Genomic DNA, 17,780 nt, shown 5'->3' with positions numbered 1-17,780 from the left:
CACCGGTATTGACCGGCGAACCCCGCAAAAGGAATCGGCGTGCTTGACTGGAGTATGAGTACGCCGAACTCCGGGCCACCGTTGTCGGCCTCGGAAGAGCGCACGTGGGCGATGGTCGCGCACGTCGGGGTGTTCGTCGCGGCGTGGATCGCGATGGGGTTCCTCTGCCCGCTGATCGTCTGGCTGGTGCTCCGCGGGCGCTCGGAGTTCGTCCGCCGGCACTCGGTGGAGTCGCTGAACTTCCAGATCTCGCTGCTGATCTACACCGCGATCGCCGTGGTGCTGATCCTGATCACGTTCGGTCTCGGGGTGCTGATCATCGTGCCGCTGATCGTGATCGGTGCGATCGCGGCGGTCGTGTTCATCATCCTGGCGACGATCGCCGCCTCGAACGGCCGCGAGTACCGGTATCCGCTGACGCTCCGGCTGGTTCGCTAACCTCACCCGGTGGAGCTCATCGGGCAGGGTATGGAAGGCGCGGTCTACGACCTCGGCGACGGGACGGTCCGCAAGATCTGGTTCGACCGCCGTCCGGACGACGTCCGGCCGCTGAAGGCGTTCCTCGACGAGCTGCCGGAGCTGCCGTTCCGGACGCCGCGGATCCGTGAGATCACCACGGGTGCGAACGGGCTGGCGATCAGCGTCGAGGACAAGCTGACCGGCGTACCTCTGAACGAGGCCGGTCTGCCCGAGGAGCACGCGCTGGACGCGTTCGTCACGGTCGTCGAAGCACTCCGATCTGTTCACCCCGGTCCGGCGAGCAATGCGCTCCCTGTGATCAGTCAGCCCTTCTGGCAGGACACCTGGGGACGGAGCCTCGCCGCGCTGGTACGCCGACGCGCGGCGGCCGCACGCAAGCACTTCGAGCGCGACGTGCCGGACTTCGACGACAGGCTCGACCACATCACCACACAGCTCGACCAGCTGCAGATCGGCGAGCTGAGCGTCGTACACGGCGACATTTGTCCGCCCAATGTGCTGATGGACGGTTCTCGGGTCGCAGCGGTACTGGACTGGGGTTTCCTGTCAACGGCCGGCGACAGCACGTTCGAGGCCTCGCTGGCGGCCGGGTTCTTCGACATGTACGGGCCTGACGCCCGGCGGCTCGACGACCTGCTCGTCGACCGGTTCGAGAAGCTCGGGCACGACCGCGAGCGGATGCGGCTCTACCGGCAGGCGTACGCGATCGTCACCGCGACGATCTACGACGAGAACGCCGGCGACGGGCACTACGTCTGGTGCGTCAACCAGCTCATCAGGTGATCGGCGAGCCGTTGCTCAGGTTGTACAGCCGATCCGGTGCGGCCAGGACCATCGGCAGCCGCCGGGCGTTCAGCGGCGACACCAGTCCGGCGAGCTCCTCCGGGGCGTGCCACTGGATGTCGCGGATCTCGAACCCGTCCGGCCGCAGGCTGTCGATCAGCGACGGGTCGTGGACGCCACCGTCGTACAGGATCTCGACGGCGTCGCCCCAGCCCTCCCAGCGCGGCAGCCAGTCGATGGCGAGGACCCCGAGCAGCGGCAGCGCCGTACCGAGTTCTTCTTCCATCTCGCGGGAGGCACCGGTCGCCGGGTCCTCGTCCGGCTCGACGACACCACCCGGTAGCTCCAGGTCCTTCTTGTAGCTGACCTGGCACAGCAGCACCCGCCCGCCGGTGTCCCGTACGACGACGTGCGCGATCACCCGCTTCTTCGGCAGCGCGGAGTCCATCAACGCGGTCCAGCCCGTCACGGTGTCCGGACGCGGATCATCGACCCGTCGTCCGTAGATCGCGACGTCCCGACGCTCACCCTCGATCAGCACGGCGCCCCGCAGCACCCCTTCACGCCGGAAACCGGAGCGGATCGCGACCCGCGCCGACGAATGCAGCTCCGGGTCCACCTCGACCTGCAGCCGCTCCAGCCCGAGCTGGCCGAATGCGTACTCCGACACCAGCCGGAGCGCCTGCTGAGCCACGCCAGGACCGCCCTCGAGCGCCCAGCTGACCAGAGCGACACCCGGTGAGGTCCGGCGCAGCTCGACCGTCCCCAGTGCCTCGCCGTGGTCGACAGCGAAGCTGGTCACCTCACCGTTCGGCGGTGAGGGGCGCAGCGTCAGGTCACCATCGGACAGAGGATCTACGGCGGTCACGCCGTGAACGCTACCCGGTGAAGCGCAGGTACACGGTTGCCAGGGGTGGTACGGACAGCTCCGCACTGGTGGACATGCCGTGCCACTCCGGTCCGTCCGCGACCACCGCGCCGTAGTTGCCCACACCGGAGCCGCCGTAGGAGTTGGCATCGGTGTTGACAACCTCCTCCCAGCGCCCGGCGTACGGGAGGCCGAGGCGGTAGCCGTGGTGCGGGAGCGCGGAGAAGTTCGCGATACAGGCGACGGTCGGTTCGCCGTCGTCGCCGTACCGGACGAAGGAGAAGACGTTGTTGCCGGCGTCGTTGGCGTCGATCCAGCTGAACTTCTCGGCGTCGTGATCGGTCCGCCAGAACGCCGGGTTGTCCTTGTAGACCCGGTTCAGGTCGCGGACGAGATCCTGCAGGCCCTGGTGGTCGCTGTGGTCCAGCAGCCACCAGTCCAGCTCGCCCTTCTCCGACCACTCCGACTCCTGACCGAACTCACAGCCCATGAACAGCAGCTGCTTGCCCGGGTGCGCCCACATCATCGCCAGGTACGCGCGCAGGTTCGCCAGCTGCTGCCAACGGTCGCCCGGCATCTTGCGCAGCAGTGAGCCCTTGCCGTGCACGACCTCGTCGTGCGACAGCGGGAGGACGAAGTTCTCGGAGTACGCGTACATCATCGAGAACGTCAGCTCGTGGTGGTGGTACTGCCGGTGCACCGGCTCGTGCTCCAGATAGTGGAGCGAGTCGTTCATCCAGCCCATGTTCCACTTGAAGCCGAACCCGAGCCCGCCGAGGTGCGTGGCCCGGGTGACGCCCGGCCAGGACGTCGACTCCTCGGCGACCGTGATCACGCCCGGGACCCGCTTGTAGAGCGTCGCGTTCATCTCCTGGAGGAACGACACCGCCTCCAGGTTCTCGCGGCCGCCGTACTGGTTCGGGACCCACTGGCCCTCGGCGCGCGAGTAGTCGAGGTACAGCATCGAGGCGACCGCGTCGACCCGCAGGCCGTCGATGTGGAACTCCTCGGCCCAGTAGATCGCGTTCGCGACCAGGAAGTTCCGCACCTGGGGACGGCCGAAGTCGAAGACCAGCGTGCCCCAGTCGGGCTGCTCGCCGCGGCGCGGGTCCGGGTGCTCGTAGAGCGGCGTACCGTCGAAGCGGGCCAGCGCCCAGGCGTCCTTCGGGAAGTGCGCCGGCACCCAGTCCACGATCACGCCGATACCGGACTGGTGCAGCTTGTCGACCAGGAAACGGAAGTCGTCCGGGTCACCGAAGCGCGACGTCGGAGCGAAGTACGACGTCACCTGGTAGCCCCAGGAGCCACCGAACGGGTGCTCCATCACCGGCATGAACTCGACGTGCGTGAAACCCATCTCGTTGACATAGGCAACGAGCTCGTCGGCCAGCTCGCGGTAGGACCTGCCCTTCCGCCAGGAGCCGAGATGCACCTCGTAGACGCTCATCGGCGCGGCGTACGCCGCGGTCGCGGCCCGCCGCTCCAGCCAGGCGGCGTCGTCCCACTCGTACTGCGTCTCGTGGACGACCGACGCGTTCGCCGGGGGAGTCTCGGCGAGGTTGGCCATCGGGTCGGCCTTCTGCCGCCAGACACCGTCGCGGCCGCAGATGTCGAACTTGTACCGCGTGCCCGGACCGACACCCGGGACGAACAGTTCCCAGACGCCGGAGCCGCCGAGCGAACGCAGCGGGTGCGCGCGGCCGTCCCAGAAGTTGAAGTCGGCGGTCAGCCGGATGCCCTGCGCGTTCGGGGCCCAGACCGCGAACGACGTACCGGTGACGACACCGGAGGGGCCGTCGTAACGGCGGACATGTGCGCCGAGCACGGTCCACAGCTGCTCGTGCCGGCCCTCGCCGATCAGGTGCAGGTCGACCTCGCCGAGCGACGGCAGATAGCGGTACGGGTCGTCGATCTCGGTGGCCGGCCCGTCGGTGTAACTCACCTCGAGGCGGTAGTCCGGGACCTTGTCGGTGTCCAGGACACCGACCCAGACGCCGTCGTGCTCGTGCCGGAGTTCGAGGCGCTGGCCGTCGTGTAGCACGGTGACGCTGTTCGCGAACGGGCGCAGCGCGCGCACCGTGACCCCGTGCTCGCCGAGGTGCGGGCCGAGCACCTGATGAGGATCGTGGTACGTCCCGGCGACCAGTCGTTCCAGTACGGTCCGGTCCACCGGGACCGCCGTCACCACCGGCTTGTCGGCCGACACCTGCGGCTCCTCGAAAGCTTCACGCTCTCCCATCAGGAAAACCTCCTACTACTGCTCGGCCAGGTGGGCTGCTGCGGAGAGGGGGATCTGGAGCCACGTGGGGCGGTTGCGGGCCTCGTAGAGGACCTCGTAGATGACCTTGTCGGCCAGGAACGCGTTCATCAGCACCTGCTGCTGCCGCGGATCGCTGCCCGCGACCTCGGCGTACCCGTCGCAGAAGGCCTGCTGGTTGCGAGTCGCCCACTCGGCCGCGCGGTACGCGATCTGCTGGTCGCCCTCGTGGTCCTGCAGCAACGACCGGGCCGCGTAGTCGAACGAGCGCAGCATCCCGGCGATGTCCTTCACCGGGGTGTCCAGCGCGCGCCGCTCGATCAGCGACTTGGCCGGCTCGCCCTCGAAGTCGATCAGCTTCCAGCCGTCGATCGTGCGCAGCACCTGGCCGAGGTGGAAGTCACCGTGGATCCGCTGCACCGTGACCGGCTGCCCGTACGCCGCCAGCGCGTCGAACGCCCGCGCCAGACCACCGGCGTACGGCTGCAGCTCCGGGATCGCGGCGGCCGCGGTGTCCAGCCGGCGGCGCATCGCGTTCGCGTGCTCGACCAGCTTGGCCGGCTCCCAGACGTCGGTGCCGAGCGCCTTCGCCAGCTCCGAGTGCACCTGCGCGGTGCTCGCTCCGAGCCGGTGCGACTCGGCGGCGAAGTCACCGCCGACCTCCTCGGCGTGCAGATCCGCCTCGGCGTACAGGTCCCGCACCGACGACGTCGCGAACGACCAGCCGTCGGTGGCGTTCTTCTGGAACGCGGTCAGCATCGCCAGCTCACCCGAGTCGGTGCCGCCGCCCGCGCGCGGCCACCGACCGCGTGCGGACCCCAGCACCGCCGGGACCAGGTCGGAGCCGGCCTCGGTGAGCGCCGACTCGATCTCGACCCCGGGGTTGCTCCCGGGCTCGAGCCGGCGGAACACCTTCAGCAGCGCCACGTCACCGAACACCAGCGACGTGTTGCTCTGCTCCACGGTCAGGACCAGCGACTGCGCGTCCTCCGGCACGGTGATCGTCCGGTCCGGCGCCTGCACCGGGTGGAACTCCAGCCCGTCCAGTTGCCGTCCGTGCGTGATCCCGTCCAGCCAGAGCGGCGTCGCCTCCTTGTCGTGCAGAGCGTCGTACACCCAGACCTCGGTGTCGCCGAGATCCGGCTCGACCCACTCACCGACCAGCGCGTGGCCGAGGTTCTCGACCGGTGCGGGGTGGTAGCTGAGCGGCAGCTGGTACACCCGGATCGGGTTCTCCGCCCCGGGTGGACCCGCACAGTAGACGAACCCGATCCGGACCGCGGGCCAGGCGTCCTCGTCCGACAGCCAGACCGAGGTGGCCATGGCTTCGACGTGGACGTCGTGTCCCTTCTCGCCGAACCACCTCTGGCTCGCACAGAAGGACTGGACCTGGTCCAGATGGGAAGTCACTTAAATGCTCTCCTCGTGGTCTTCCGGCTTCGCCACCGGCAGCCGGAACCAGTAGAAACCGTGGGCACCGAGGGTCAGAAGGTAAGGCAACTCGCCGATGGTCGGGAAGTGCACGCCGCCGAGCAACTCGATCGGCTCGACGCCCTGCCACTGCCGCAGGTCCAGCTCGATCGGCTGCGGGAACCGGGACAGGTTGTTGACGCACAGCACGACGTCGTCGCCGAACTCCCGGACGTAGGACAGCACGCTCGGGTTGGAGCCGCCCAGGTCCGTGAAGGTACCCATCCCGAAGCAGGGGTGCTGCTTACGGGTCTGGATCATCCGCCGGGTCCAGTGCAGCAGCGAGGAGGCGTTCTCCATCTCGGCCTCGACGTTCACCGCCTGGTAGCCGTAGACCGGGTCCATGATCACCGGCAGGCTGAGCTTGCCCGGAGTCGCGGTGGAGAACGAGGCGTTGCGGTCCGGGGACCACTGCATCGGGGTCCGGACGCCGTCCCGGTCGCCCAGCCAGATGTTGTCGCCCATGCCGATCTCGTCGCCGTAGTACAGGATCGGGGAGCCGGGCAGGCTGAGCAGCATCGCGGTGAACAACTCCATCTTGTTGACGTCGTTGTCCAGCAGCGGTGCGAGCCGGCGGCGGATGCCGATGTTCGCCTTCATCCGCGGGTCCTGCGCGTACTCGCCCCACATGTAGTCGCGGTCCTCGTCGCTGACCATCTCGAGCGTCAGCTCGTCGTGGTTGCGCAGGAAGATGCCCCACTGGCAGGTGTCCGGGATCGCCGGCGTCTGCGCCAGGATCTCCGAGATCGGGAACCGCGACTCCCGGCGTACCCCCATGAAGATGCGCGGCATCACCGGGAAGTGGAACGCCATCTGGCACTCGTCGCCGCCCGAGTCGCGGTCGCCGAAGTACTCGACCACGTCGGCCGGCCACTGGTTCGCCTCGCAGAGCAGGACGCGGTCCTCGTAGTTCGCGTCCACCTCCTTGCGGACCCGCTTCAGGAACTCGTGGGTCCGGGGCAGGTTCTCGCAGTTCGTGCCGTCGGTCTCGAACAGGTACGGCACCGCGTCCAGCCGGAAACCGTCGACGCCGAGGTCGAGCCAGAACTTCAGCGCCTCGATCATCGCGTCGCCGACGGCCGGGTTCTCGAAGTTCAGGTCGGGCTGGTTCGAGTAGAACCGGTGCCAGAAGTACTGGCCGCGGACCGGGTCCCAGGTCCAGTTCGAGGACTCGGTGTCGACGAAGATGATCCGCGCGTCGGCGTACTTGTCGTCGGTGTCGGACCACACGTAGAAGTCGCCGTACGGGCCCTCGGGGTCCTCCCGCGACGCCTGGAACCAGGGGTGCTGGTCGGAGGTGTGGTTCATCACGAAGTCGACGATCACCCGGATGCCGCGCGCGTGCGCCTGCTCCAGGAACTGGGCGAAGTCCGCGACCGTGCCGATCTCCGGCATCACCTCGGTGTAGTGCGAGATGTCGTAGCCGCCGTCGCGCAGCGGCGACGGATAGAACGGCGGCAACCAGAGACAGTCGACCCCGAGCCATTCGAGATAGTCGAGTTTCTCGGTCAGGCCCTGCAGGTCGCCGATGCCGTCGGCGTTCGAGTCCTTGAAGGACCGCACGAGGACCTCGTAGAAGACGGCCCGCTTGAACCACAGCGGGTCACTCTTCGTCAGTCCGTGGTGCTGCTCCGGCAGCATGTCGGTCACGCTCACCTCCATCGGGTGTCTCCAAACCTAGCGGTACTACGGCTTGCCGCCACGACGTGACGACGGTGTGTGGACCCGCCCGGGCGTGCACTGGTTCCCGTACCCCGTTACGGCGTACCTAAAAGGGGAGGCAGTGCACGAATCCGGAGCGACTCCGGTGCTGTGGTGACGCCGTCGGTGGACGGTTCCGCAAGGCGTTCCGCACAGTCTGACGGCCCTTTGCCAGTACAAGCAAATGGGGCTCGCGGATGGATCCGCACCCGCGTTCCCGAGCAGCTTCGGACCCGGTCAGGTCGCTCAGTTGCGCGGTTCGCGGCCGTTGTTCTGCCGCTCGGCCGACCCCGGTCTGCGCACCCCGCCGCGACCGCGCCAGGACCGCGGACGGCGCAGTACGGCGCCGCGCGCGTCCGCGACGCCCGCACGCGGATCGGTGTGTTCCTCGCCGGGCATGATGATCCTGGTCGGCTCCACCGGTTCCGGCCGGTCGGCGGGTTCGGACACCTCGCCCGCCATCACGCCACCTCGACGGTCACGACGACCTGTTCGGGAACGCCCACCTGTTCGGCCTCCTTGCGGACTGCACGCTCTCGTCGCGATCGTAGGTCCGCGCCGGGGTCAGAACGGCTACGGAATCTCCACGTCGACGACCAGTTGTTCGGGCAGCCCCGCGTCGTTCACGGCTTCGAGGATCGCCTCCCGGAGATCCTCGAGGGCCGCCTCGCGGGTCCGGCCGTTGGCGTGCAGGAACGAGTCCGGCGTGAGGGCCGCCTCGGCGGTCCAGATGCCGTCGTCGTCCTGCTCGACGACGTACGGGACGTGAAGCTGATGGCGCACGGCGTCTCCTGGAGATCAGTCGCGGGGATCGGCGGCCTTGCGGGGCCGGCGGACGTACTTCGTGAAGCCGGCGCGTTCGGCGTCGGCCTCGCTACGGAACCAGACCTCGGGTTTGGTCCGGCCGTAGTACGGCGAGTCGGGGGTGTGGAACAGCATCGACTGGGCGTTGCCCTTGATGGTGAACCCGTCCGGCGGACCCTGGTGCGGTACCGCGTCGGCCGACCCCTCACCGTAGCGTCCGGGGGCGGCCACGGCCGGGATGCCGGGCCGGCTCCGCGGCGGTGTCGCATCCGGCTCGACGTCGAACAACGTCGGCTCCATCGGCTGCACCGACTGCGCCGGCTCCATCGACTGCGTCGGCTCCATCGACTGCGCCGGCTCCATCGGCTCGGCGAACTGCACGGGTTCGGACGCCTGCGGCGGCTCCATCGGCTCCATCGGCCGGGAGAAGACCGGCTCGGCGCGTCGCTCCTCGACGGTCGCCACACCGACGGGGACCGGCTCCTTCTCCTGCTCCTCCACCACCGCGGCAGGGACGAGAGCAGTTGCAGGCCGGCGCCGGTCCAGCAGGACCCACGTGATCGCCGCACCGATGAGGAACGCGAGCAGGGCCCCGAGCCAGTTGTCCCGCAGCAGCCAGCCCATCAGCGAACGCCACCCGACGGCCGGAGCCGGTGCACCAGCCAGGCGGCCGCGCTGCCGAGGACGAACGCGACCAGCAGCAGGATCCAGACCTGTGCGATCAGCCAACTCATGTAATCCCCTACGAAAGCTGTGGACCACCGATCTCGACAGTCCGTGACCCTACTCCGTTGTGCACCGTCACCGCACTCCAACCCGGCGGAATCCGATACAGCACAGGCATCAACGCCTCGGTCGGTCTCGTGGCCGGTGTCAGCGGGGGCGGATTTCGACGCGGCGGTTGGCGATCCGGCCGGTGCCGGTGGAGTTGGACGCGATCGGGAAGGATTCGCCGTACCCGTTCGCGAGGAGGCGGTCGGCGCTGACACCGAGCTTGACGAGTTGCGTCTTCACCGCGGCCGCCCGGCGCTCGGACAGCGGCAGGCTGGTGGCCGACGAACCCAGGTCGTCGGTGTGACCGGCGAGTTCGACGCGTGCCGTCGTACAGGACTTGAGGAGTGCGGCCGCCCGGATCACGGACGGCTTCGAGGCGTCGTTGACGATCGACGTACCGGACAGGAAGTTGATCTTGTACTGCCGGCTGAACTCGGCCAGACGGCTCGGGAACGTGCGGCACGGCTCGCTCACCGCGGCCTTCGGCGGCGTCGGCAGCTTGAGCTGGTCCGCTACCACCGCGCCCGGGACGGCCTTCGCCGCGGCCCGTCCGACCGTCGCCTTCGTCGCTTGGTCGGGCACCTGGCCGGACAACGTGATGGTGTCGCCGTCGTACCGGACCGAGGCGTCGCCGGTGCCGATCGCGAGCGCCCGGAGCAGCGCGGACACGGCCGATGCGTCGGCGATCCCGTTGGCCGGGTCGATCGTCGTACGGTCGTCGTACTCACGGTCCTCGCCACGCACCTGGTCGACCTCGGCGGCGATCGCGTCCTTGACCGCCTGGCTCCGCACCGGGGCCTGCACCCGGATCGCCTGGTTCGTCCGCCCGACCTCGAACGGCGGTACGTCGGACTGTTCGACGGGCACCGTCGACGGAGTGATCGGCGGGGTCGACTCGGTCGGTGCGGTGGATGCCGATGCCGTCGGAGTGCCGCCGGTCGCCGCACCGGACAAGCCGTTCACGATCTGGACCGAGCGCACGCCGTCCACGCCGGCGACGATCTCGCGGACCTTGCCCGGATCCACTCCCGGCGGGAGGGCGACCCTGGCGTCGCGGCCGTCGAAGTCGACCGAACGGCTCTCGATGCCGCGCGCCTGCAGGGCGGCCAGAGTGCGGTCGCGCAGGTCGTCCTCGGTGGTGCCGGCCCGCGCCGGAACCAGCACAGCGGTCAGCAGCACAGGTACTGCGAGTGCGGCGAGCAACCAGATGACGAGTGGCCGCCGAACCAGACCGGGCACTGTTCCTCCGTGGATGCGGTCAGAGTGGCGTGCGCGAGGAGACTACTCCGCCGCGCAGGTTGAGCGCACACCTGTCGCGGGAGCGTCGCGATCTTCGTCCGGGTTTTCCTGTCCTGTCTCGGACAGGACGCATATGTGCCAGCCGGGGGCGCGTGGAATCCCTTGACTTAGTTCGTGCCGTGAACCGTACTTGTGGCGGGCCGGTTTCGACTGGGAGGGGCTTGCTGTGATGTCGCTGGAGAGGTCGTCCGATTCGTCATTGATCATCGGCGTGGCCGCGTCCACGGCCGAACGGGTGCACCTGGCCCGCCTGCTCGGCGAGGCCGACGCACTGTTGCTGGTGTCGAGCGCCGACCAGGCACGCGCGTTTCTCGAGCTGACCGGCGTGAGCGTGGCACCCAGCCCGTCCGTCAGCATGCTGCAGACCGCCGACCGCGCTACCAAGATCAAGGCAGTCCCAGCAGTCTCGACAACGACGGTCTCGACAACCGCTGTCTCGACAGCTGCGATGTCGAGTGCGGGAGCGCCGGAAACTGCGGTGTCCGGAGCTGCGGCCTCGGGAGCTGCGCCGGAGCCGGTGGGGGAGTTGCAGCTGGACGTGGACCGCCGCGTCGTCCGCTGGAAGGACCGCGAGATGCCACTCACCAGGCTGGAGCACGACTTCCTGCACTGCCTGGTCGCGGAACCTGGCCGGGTCTGGACCTATCAGCGCCTGCACCACGCCGTCTGGGGCAACGAACACCTCGGCCACGGTTCCCACATCCACTCGGTCGTCAAGCGCCTCCGCCAAAAACTCACCCACCTCGGCGCCACCGTCACCATCCACGCCGTCCGCGGCGTAGGTTTCCACCTCCTCCCCGCCTAACTCCCCTTCCGCCTAACTCTCCTTCCGCCTACCGGGACCGGGGAATTCTGCTGGTCGATTCAGGTGCACAGAACTCCCCAAACCAACCGGGCAGCTGGGGGAGCAAGGTGTGGGGGAGGCGGGCCAGCCTCGGGAACGGAGAACCGTCGCGACCTGGATCGCGGCGGCGCAGGGGTCGCTCACGATCTGATAGCCGAACCGGAGCGTCGCCTTGTCCGCCAGCAGCGCGGCGTTGTCCCTCGTCATGTCACGCCACCGGGAACGGGCGTCCTCGTGCCCGGCGCGCCCGTCCAGCTCGACGATCAGGTTGTAGTCGTACTCCGTGTCGCGGTAAACGACGCCGCGTTCGCCGGCCACGCGAACCTGTCGGCGCGCGATCGGAAGCCCGTGCGCCCGCTCGACCCGCCGCAAGTACACGAGCTCCAGGAACGACTCCGTGCCCTCGGCGGCATCACGTAGTACCTCCGCCAGCAGACCGCGCCGCGGCAGGCGATGCAGCCTGTCCAGTTCACTCAGCAGCCGGGCGGGGGGTCGTACGACGCTGTCGGCAGACGTCGAGCACCAGCGCAGCCGCGCCATCTGGCGTCGCCCGCCGGCTCGCAACCGTCAACACGGCAACCTCGACCCGCACGATCGGCGGCTCCCGCGACGCGACCACCCGCTGCGCGAACCCCCGCGCCCGGGTAATCACAACACCACTCTCACCCCGCACCCGCCGCCCATGCGGCACCTCCAGCCAAACTACGTCCCCCCGCCCCACCCCACCCCCGCCACTCCGAGCCACATCGCCCCGAGTTACACCGCCCCAAGCGGGAGCGATCCCGTGGTGGCGGAGTGCGGTCTCGCCTGCGAGTGCGGCATCGGGACCGTAGGCGAGCCACGCGGCCCACACCCGTGTCTCCCACGGCACCGGGCCCGAGAAGTCGGCGTACGCGCCTCGATACACCCGCTGGATCCGCCCGGCCCGGCACCGCACGGCTAGCGATCGATCCGAGATCCCCCACGCCCGGGCCTGTCCCCGGCTGAACGCTCCCTCTTGTCTCGCAAGCAGCTCATGCATGCTCCTTTCCACACCCAAGAACATGCACCGTTCCGCGCCCCCGCCGTACGCCGACTTCGCGCCTGTGGACAACCCCGCGACAAACGGGGAGTCCTGCATGTCGTTCCAGGTGCACAGACCTCCCCGAACAAAGGGCTCGGCCCCGGACCGAGAGCGGTCCGGGGCCGAGCTTCGTTACTTGGTTACTTGATCGACTTCAGGGCGAAGTCTTCGGTGACGGGGGTACCGGCGACCAGCTTGGTGGTGCGGGTCTGGGGCTTGTAGCCGTCCTTCGCGGCGATCAGGGTGAGCGGGTTGTTGCGACGGTCGAGCCAGTACGCGTACTTGCCGTCCTTGTCGGTGATGAACGTGTAGGACTGCGCCCACGAGTCCACCTCGACGATCGCGCCCGGGAGCGGGGCCGAGGCGCCGGCCGAGCTGACGCCCGTGACGGTGCCCATCAGCTTGCTCCAGGTGGTCGGCGGCGTGACGTTCATCGTCACCCCGACGGCCGGGACGGAGTACGGCGTGTTCTCGCCGATCGTCACGGCACCGGTGTACGTCCCCGGCTGGTCGACGCTGGCGTTCAGCGTCACCTTGACGGTCGTCGACTGTCCCGGGGCCAGGGTGGCCTCGGTCTGGTCGAGCGACAGCCAGCTCACGTCGGCCGACGACTCGGTGCAGTCCTCGAGACCCGGCAGGGCCTCACTGTCCGCGGTCGCGTTGAAGCTGCCGGACGAGCCACCGATCTTGTAGAAGCCACACGCCGCGCCACCGCGGTACCGCGGCAGGTTGGCGTTCGGCAGCGCGGACCAGGTCTCCGCCGACGGGTCGTACGCGAACCCGGCGTTGGTGACCGCACCGGCCTGGACACCGCCGACGATCAGCAGCTTGCCACCCGCGACGGCGTACGACGCCGCCCAGTGGTCGGCCGGAGCGTCCGCGATCGCGGTCCAGGAGTCCGCTCCCGGGTCGTAGACGTACGCGTTCTTCAGCGAGTTCGTGCCGTCGTTACCGCCGGCGCAGTACAGCTTGCCGTCGATGGCACCGCAGGACGCGAACGCGACCGACTTCGGGTAGTTCGCCAGCGTCTCCCACGCGTTGGCCGTCGGGTCGTAGCGGACGACCGTGTTGCTCATCGGCGTGCAGTTGGCGGTGGTGCACCCGCCGACGGCGTACAGCTTGCCGTCGAGCACGGCCTGGCCGGCCGCGGCCCGCGGGGCCGGGTTGGCGGCCAATGCGGACCAGGCGTTGGTGGCCGGGTCGTAGCCCCAGGTCTCCGCCGCCGGGCCGGAGGCGCCCCAGCCGGAGCTGGCGATGATCTTGCCGCCGACGACACCCACGGTGATCGCGTTGCGGGCGCCGGGCAGCGGGGCGATCGCGGTCCAGGCGAGCGTGGCCGGGTCGTACACGTAGCTGTTCCCGGTCGACGCACTACCGTTGCCACCGGCAATCGAGTAGGTCTTGCCCTCGAGGCTGACGACCCGGTTGTCCATCACGGTGGCCGGGTAGTCGGCGATGTCGGTCCACGGAGCCGCCTGCGGCTTCGCGGCGACCGGCGCGGCGCCGGTCTTGCCGGACAGCATCCGGGCGAACGAGGTATTCACCGCGAGCCGCTGCAGCGGGGCACCGGCCCCGTTCTCCACCTCGGCCTTGGTGGTCTTGGTGCCGTTCGCGTTCTCCAGGACGAAACCGCTGTCCTTCTCACCGAACTTCACGTCGACGTCGGCGCCGCCGGTGTTCTTGACGGTGAACGACTTGGTGACCTTGCCCGACGGGAGCTTCAGGCTGCCGGAGATGCTGCCCGGCGTGACGGTCAGCTGACCGGCCTTCAGGGTGTAGTCGGCGGTCGTGGTCCAGTCCGCCTCGACCCCGACGGTCGCGGTCGAGCTGACGTAGTTGCCGGCCTTGGCGGTGAAGCCCTGGTTGCCGTCCGTGGACGAGTACAGCCAGTAGAAGCCGTCGTTCAGACCGGTGTCCTCGGGCGTCGCCACGGTGGTCGCGCTCTCGGTGGTGCCGTCATGGGTGACGACCGCACCGTTCACGAAACCGTTCGTGTTGGCGTCCTTGACGTTGCCGACGACGATGCCGCCGCCGGTCGGCTCACAGGTGACCTGGCTGCCGATCAGGACGTTGTCGACCTGCCACCACCACTCGTACGACGCGTCGTAGTAGTGGAACCGCACCTGGACCGCGGACTGACCGGCCGCCTGCGGAATGGCGATCTCCTTGACACCCCGGAGGTCGGCGGCCTGGGCGGCCACGGTGCTCCAGGTGGCGCCACCGTCGATCGACAGGTCGACGTCGGCCTTCTCACCGCTGAGGTAGTTCAGGTCCTGGTTGAACCGGATCACCGGAGCGGTCACCGAGCTCAGGTCCACGACCGGGCTGACCAGCGACGTGTCCTGCGACCCGCTGCCGCCGTACCTGTCGCTGTCCACGATCGCGAACTTGCCGCTGCCGCCGGACAGGTTGCCCCGGTTGCCCGGGTCGTCGAACTTCCAGACCTGACCGTTGCCCTTACCGTCGACCACGGTCCAGCCGCTCGGCGCGGCACCGGAGTCGAAGGTCTCGTAGACGCCGTCCGAACCCCACTTGTAACCGGGCGCGGTGGTGCACGAGTTCGCGTCGGCCGGGACGGCGATGTTCTTGGTCAGGTTGCTGCTGCCGACCGTGATCGGCTGGCTGACCGTCGTGTAGCCCGGGTACTTCGACTCGACCTTGAGCGAGTACGCCGCACCGGACGGCACCTTCAGGCTGTAGCGGCCGTTGCTCGGCGTGGTGTAGTCGAACACGCCACCCGGACCCTCGACAGACACCTTCGCGTACAGCGGCCAGCCGTGGCCGGAACCGTCCGTGACGGTGCCACCGACGCTCACCTGCGGAGTGCTCTCCAGAGCGAAGTTCTTGGTGGTGGTCTGACCGGTCGTGATGGTCGCGGTGGCTGTGGCGGTCTTGTACCCGAAGGACGCGACCGTCAGGTCGTAGTCGCCGGCCGGGAGCACCGACGAGAACGTGCCGTTGCTGCTGGTGGTCAGCGTCTTGTCGGGCTGACCGGCGGCCTTGATCGTCACGCTGGCGCCGGCGAGCGCGGCGCCACCGGTGGCGGCGGTGACGGTGCCGGACAGCGTGCCGGTGTCGCCGATCGGCGCGGCGCCCACCAGCGCCAGCGCGTCCAGGCGGCCCTGGCCGAAGACGTTGTTGTTCGCGTCGGTGCCGCCGCACTGGCTGTCCGGCGTGTCGATCGCGGTCTGGTTCAGCAGCGCGCGGGTGGCGGCCACGTCACCCTTCAGCGCCGGCGAGGCGGACCACAACAGGGCCACGGTGGCCGTCAGGTGTGGCGTCGCCATCGACGTACCGTTGAACGCGCCGTAGGTGTTGCCCGGCAGGCTGGACCGGACGTTGACACCGGGGGCCGAGATGTTCGGCTTGATGGTGCCGTCCTGACCCGCACCGCGGCCGGAGAACGACGCGATGTTGTTGTTGATGTCGTAGGCGCCGGCCGAGTAGTTGCTGGTCAGGCTGCCCGGCGAACCGGAGCTCTGACAGGCCGAGCCGCTGTTGCCGTTGGCGAACGCACCGAAGATCCCGGACGCGGTCCAGGCCAGGGTGATGTCCTCCATGAACGGGTCGTTCGACGGCAGCGTGGAGCCCCAGGAGTTGTTGATGACGTTCGGGCGCTTGCTCGCGTCCGGGTTCTGACCCTGGAGGTCGGTCGGCTCGAGCATCCACTGGCCGGACGAGATCAGCGCGGCGTCGCTCGGGCAGCAGCCGTTCGCGGCGATCCACTTCACGCCCGGGGCGACACCGATCTGGTTGCCCGCGCCGTCGTCGCCGACCATGGTGCCCATCGTGTGGGTGCCGTGGCCGTTGCCGTCGGACGGTGCGTTCGGCGAGGTGCCGGCCGCGTCGAACCAGTTGTAGTTGTGGTTGAAGGTGCCGTCACCGTTGTTACCGCGGTACTGGTTGACCAGCGCCGGGTGGTCGTACTGCACACCGGTGTCGATGCTGGCGACGACGATGCCCTCGCCCTTGTCGCCGTACTGCGACCAGACCTGGTTCGCCTTGATGTTCGCGACGCCCCACTCGACGGACTGGATCGCCTTCTCCTGCTGGCCGGGCGTGACCTTCGGTACCTCGATCTGCACCGGCGCGTACAGGCCTTCGACCTCGCTGTGGGTGGCCAGGTCCTGGGCCAGCGCCAGCGATCCGCTCTCGATACGGATCGCGTTCGTGCCCCAGAACGCCTGGTATTTCACGTGTTGCGCGTCCAGGTCGGCGCGGATCTTCGCCTGGCTGTCCGCGGCGGCCTTCTTCAGCGCGGCGGCGACCGCCGTACCGCGCTCGTTCCAGTTGGTGATCTTGCTCGCGGCGGTCAGGTCGGCCTTGGCGCCGAAGCGGACCCAGTAGTCCGTCGCGGCCTTGGCGTCCTTGCCGTCCAGTTTCGCCATCAGTTCCGGCTTGATCTTGGCGGCCGGCGACGGCGTGGCTTCGGGTTTGGTGGGTGGAGTCGCCTGGGCCTGGCCGGCGGCGGCCATCCCGGTGGCGACGACGGCTACTGCCGCCAGGGCACTCACCAGTGATCTGGTGCGTCCCCTTCGTCGTTGATCTGACATCTCTGCAGCCCCTCACTTGAAACGACCCCGAGTCGACTCCCCCGAGTCATCTGCTGCAGGAGGGCGTGAACACACTGCGTGCCCCCCGGGCTGCGGCATGTGACACCGCGAGCCTGACGTGGACCTTATGTGTCAGAACAACGTGGTAACAAGCACAGTTGGTGAGCAAGATGTGACTAGCTGTCGCGCCGATCGAGGCAATGTGGGCAAACGTTGGCATTCCGTTGACGATCCGAGGCAGATGTTGACATCGTGATCAGATGGTCACCGCCCGTGTCCCCGCCCCTGCGGACGTCGATCTGACCAGCACCGGACGTGAGTCGTTCCCGCTCCTGATCGCGGTCGCGGCCTCGGCTGAGCAACGCGTCCAGCTGGCCGAACTCGTCGACGACGTCGCCCCGTTGCTGCTGGTCTCCAACCTCGACGAACTGCGCAAGCTGCTGGTTCCCGCCCACCAGCCACCACCGGCCGCTCCCGGGCAACCCGATCCGTCGGAGCCCGACGCGGTCGACGCCGCCACGGTCCAGGCACCCGCCGCGGGCGACGACCCCGGGGCCGACGTACTCGCGATCGACCGCGGCCGCTCGGTCGCCCGGTGGCAGGACCGGGAGATCCCGCTGACCGACCTCGAGCAGGACCTGCTCACCCGGCTGATGTCGGTCCCGCTCCGTGTCTGGTCGTACGACGCCCTGCACCAGACCGTCTGGCGGGACCGGAACGTCCGCGGCACCGCCGACGTGCACTCGGTCGTCAAACGTTTGCGCCGCAAACTCGACGAGCTCGGTACGACGGTCACCATCGACGCCGTCCGCGGGATCGGCTTCCGGCTCACCGATCGCCAGCGCCCGGCGATCACCGATCTGCGCGCGGGGTAGTTTCTCCGG

General features: G+C 68.8%; 15 protein-coding genes. 4 read left to right on the top strand and 11 right to left on the bottom strand.

Going from position 1 to position 17,780, the window contains the following annotated elements; all coding sequences use genetic code 11:
- The first annotated feature begins 39 nt into the window (after positions 1 to 39).
- Positions 40 to 438 (top strand): DUF4870 domain-containing protein, encoded by a 399-nt coding sequence (locus tag ACFYRH_RS20895; protein ID WP_387777421.1) that lies wholly within the window; start codon positions 40 to 42, stop codon positions 436 to 438.
- A gap of 9 nt (positions 439 to 447) precedes the next feature.
- On the top strand, positions 448 to 1,263 hold the full coding sequence (locus ACFYRH_RS20890) for a phosphotransferase (RefSeq protein WP_387777418.1): 816 nt from the start codon (positions 448 to 450) through the stop codon (positions 1,261 to 1,263).
- On the opposite strand, the gene ACFYRH_RS20885 is transcribed toward ACFYRH_RS20890, so the two are convergent.
- From ACFYRH_RS20885 to ACFYRH_RS20850, 8 genes are all read right to left on the bottom strand, one after another.
- Positions 1,256 to 2,131, bottom strand: coding sequence for a GNAT family N-acetyltransferase (locus ACFYRH_RS20885; RefSeq protein WP_387777415.1), 876 nt, complete (start codon positions 2,129 to 2,131; stop codon positions 1,256 to 1,258). The two genes, ACFYRH_RS20890 and ACFYRH_RS20885, sit on opposite strands and share 8 nt — an antisense overlap.
- A 10-nt stretch (positions 2,132 to 2,141) precedes the next feature.
- Positions 2,142 to 4,370: a 1,4-alpha-glucan branching protein GlgB gene (gene glgB, locus ACFYRH_RS20880; RefSeq protein ID WP_387777412.1), complete on the bottom strand. Its 2,229-nt coding sequence runs from the start codon at positions 4,368 to 4,370 to the stop codon at positions 2,142 to 2,144.
- Positions 4,371 to 4,385: 15 nt separating this feature from the next.
- Complete coding sequence (locus tag ACFYRH_RS20875; protein WP_387777409.1) at positions 4,386 to 5,798, bottom strand: aminoglycoside phosphotransferase; 1,413 nt, start codon at positions 5,796 to 5,798, stop codon at positions 4,386 to 4,388.
- Positions 5,799 to 7,520 (bottom strand): maltose alpha-D-glucosyltransferase, encoded by a 1,722-nt coding sequence (gene treS, locus ACFYRH_RS20870; RefSeq protein WP_387777406.1) that lies wholly within the window; start codon positions 7,518 to 7,520, stop codon positions 5,799 to 5,801.
- A 285-nt stretch (positions 7,521 to 7,805) separates the two neighbouring features.
- Positions 7,806 to 8,021 (bottom strand): hypothetical protein, encoded by a 216-nt coding sequence (locus ACFYRH_RS20865; RefSeq protein WP_387777403.1) that lies wholly within the window; start codon positions 8,019 to 8,021, stop codon positions 7,806 to 7,808.
- 111 nt (positions 8,022 to 8,132) lie between these two features.
- The gene (locus ACFYRH_RS20860) at positions 8,133 to 8,342 is read right to left on the bottom strand and encodes a type II toxin-antitoxin system HicB family antitoxin (protein WP_387777400.1); all 210 of its coding nucleotides are present in this window, start codon (positions 8,340 to 8,342) and stop codon (positions 8,133 to 8,135) included.
- Between the two features lie 15 nt (positions 8,343 to 8,357).
- On the bottom strand, positions 8,358 to 8,987 hold the full coding sequence (locus ACFYRH_RS20855; RefSeq protein WP_387777397.1) for a hypothetical protein: 630 nt from the start codon (positions 8,985 to 8,987) through the stop codon (positions 8,358 to 8,360).
- Between the two features lie 249 nt (positions 8,988 to 9,236).
- Positions 9,237 to 10,376 carry an OmpA family protein gene (locus ACFYRH_RS20850; RefSeq protein ID WP_387777394.1) on the bottom strand — a complete coding sequence of 380 codons (1,140 nt, stop codon included), beginning with the start codon at positions 10,374 to 10,376 and terminating at the stop codon, positions 9,237 to 9,239.
- A 229-nt stretch (positions 10,377 to 10,605) separates the two neighbouring features.
- Here ACFYRH_RS20850 and ACFYRH_RS20845 point away from each other — a divergent pair, with 229 nt between their 5' ends.
- Positions 10,606 to 11,241, top strand: a complete 636-nt coding sequence (locus ACFYRH_RS20845; protein WP_387777391.1) for a winged helix-turn-helix domain-containing protein — start codon at positions 10,606 to 10,608, stop codon at positions 11,239 to 11,241.
- A 12-nt stretch (positions 11,242 to 11,253) separates the two neighbouring features.
- On the opposite strand, the gene ACFYRH_RS20840 is transcribed toward ACFYRH_RS20845, so the two are convergent.
- The 3 genes from ACFYRH_RS20840 to ACFYRH_RS20830 form a co-directional block, all read right to left on the bottom strand.
- Positions 11,254 to 11,820, bottom strand: a complete 567-nt coding sequence (locus ACFYRH_RS20840; protein WP_387777388.1) for a hypothetical protein — start codon at positions 11,818 to 11,820, stop codon at positions 11,254 to 11,256.
- Positions 11,750 to 12,301, bottom strand: coding sequence for a type IV toxin-antitoxin system AbiEi family antitoxin domain-containing protein (locus ACFYRH_RS20835; protein ID WP_387777385.1), 552 nt, complete (start codon positions 12,299 to 12,301; stop codon positions 11,750 to 11,752). The genes ACFYRH_RS20840 and ACFYRH_RS20835 overlap by 71 nt, the downstream gene beginning before the upstream one ends.
- A 182-nt stretch (positions 12,302 to 12,483) precedes the next feature.
- A complete protein-coding gene (locus ACFYRH_RS20830; protein ID WP_387777382.1) occupies positions 12,484 to 16,857 on the bottom strand; it encodes a S8 family serine peptidase in 4,374 nt (1,457 codons plus the stop codon).
- A 299-nt stretch (positions 16,858 to 17,156) separates the two neighbouring features.
- On the opposite strand from ACFYRH_RS20830, the gene ACFYRH_RS20825 reads away from it, so the two are divergent.
- Complete coding sequence (locus tag ACFYRH_RS20825; protein WP_387777379.1) at positions 17,157 to 17,771, top strand: winged helix-turn-helix domain-containing protein; 615 nt, start codon at positions 17,157 to 17,159, stop codon at positions 17,769 to 17,771.
- The last annotated feature ends 9 nt before the right edge of the window (positions 17,772 to 17,780 follow it).

Origin of the sequence: Kribbella sp. NPDC004875 (genome assembly GCF_042873375.1) — a bacterium.
In the GTDB taxonomy this organism is placed as follows: domain Bacteria; phylum Actinomycetota; class Actinomycetes; order Propionibacteriales; family Kribbellaceae; genus Kribbella.
This window is presented reverse-complemented; position numbering and strand designations above follow the sequence as displayed.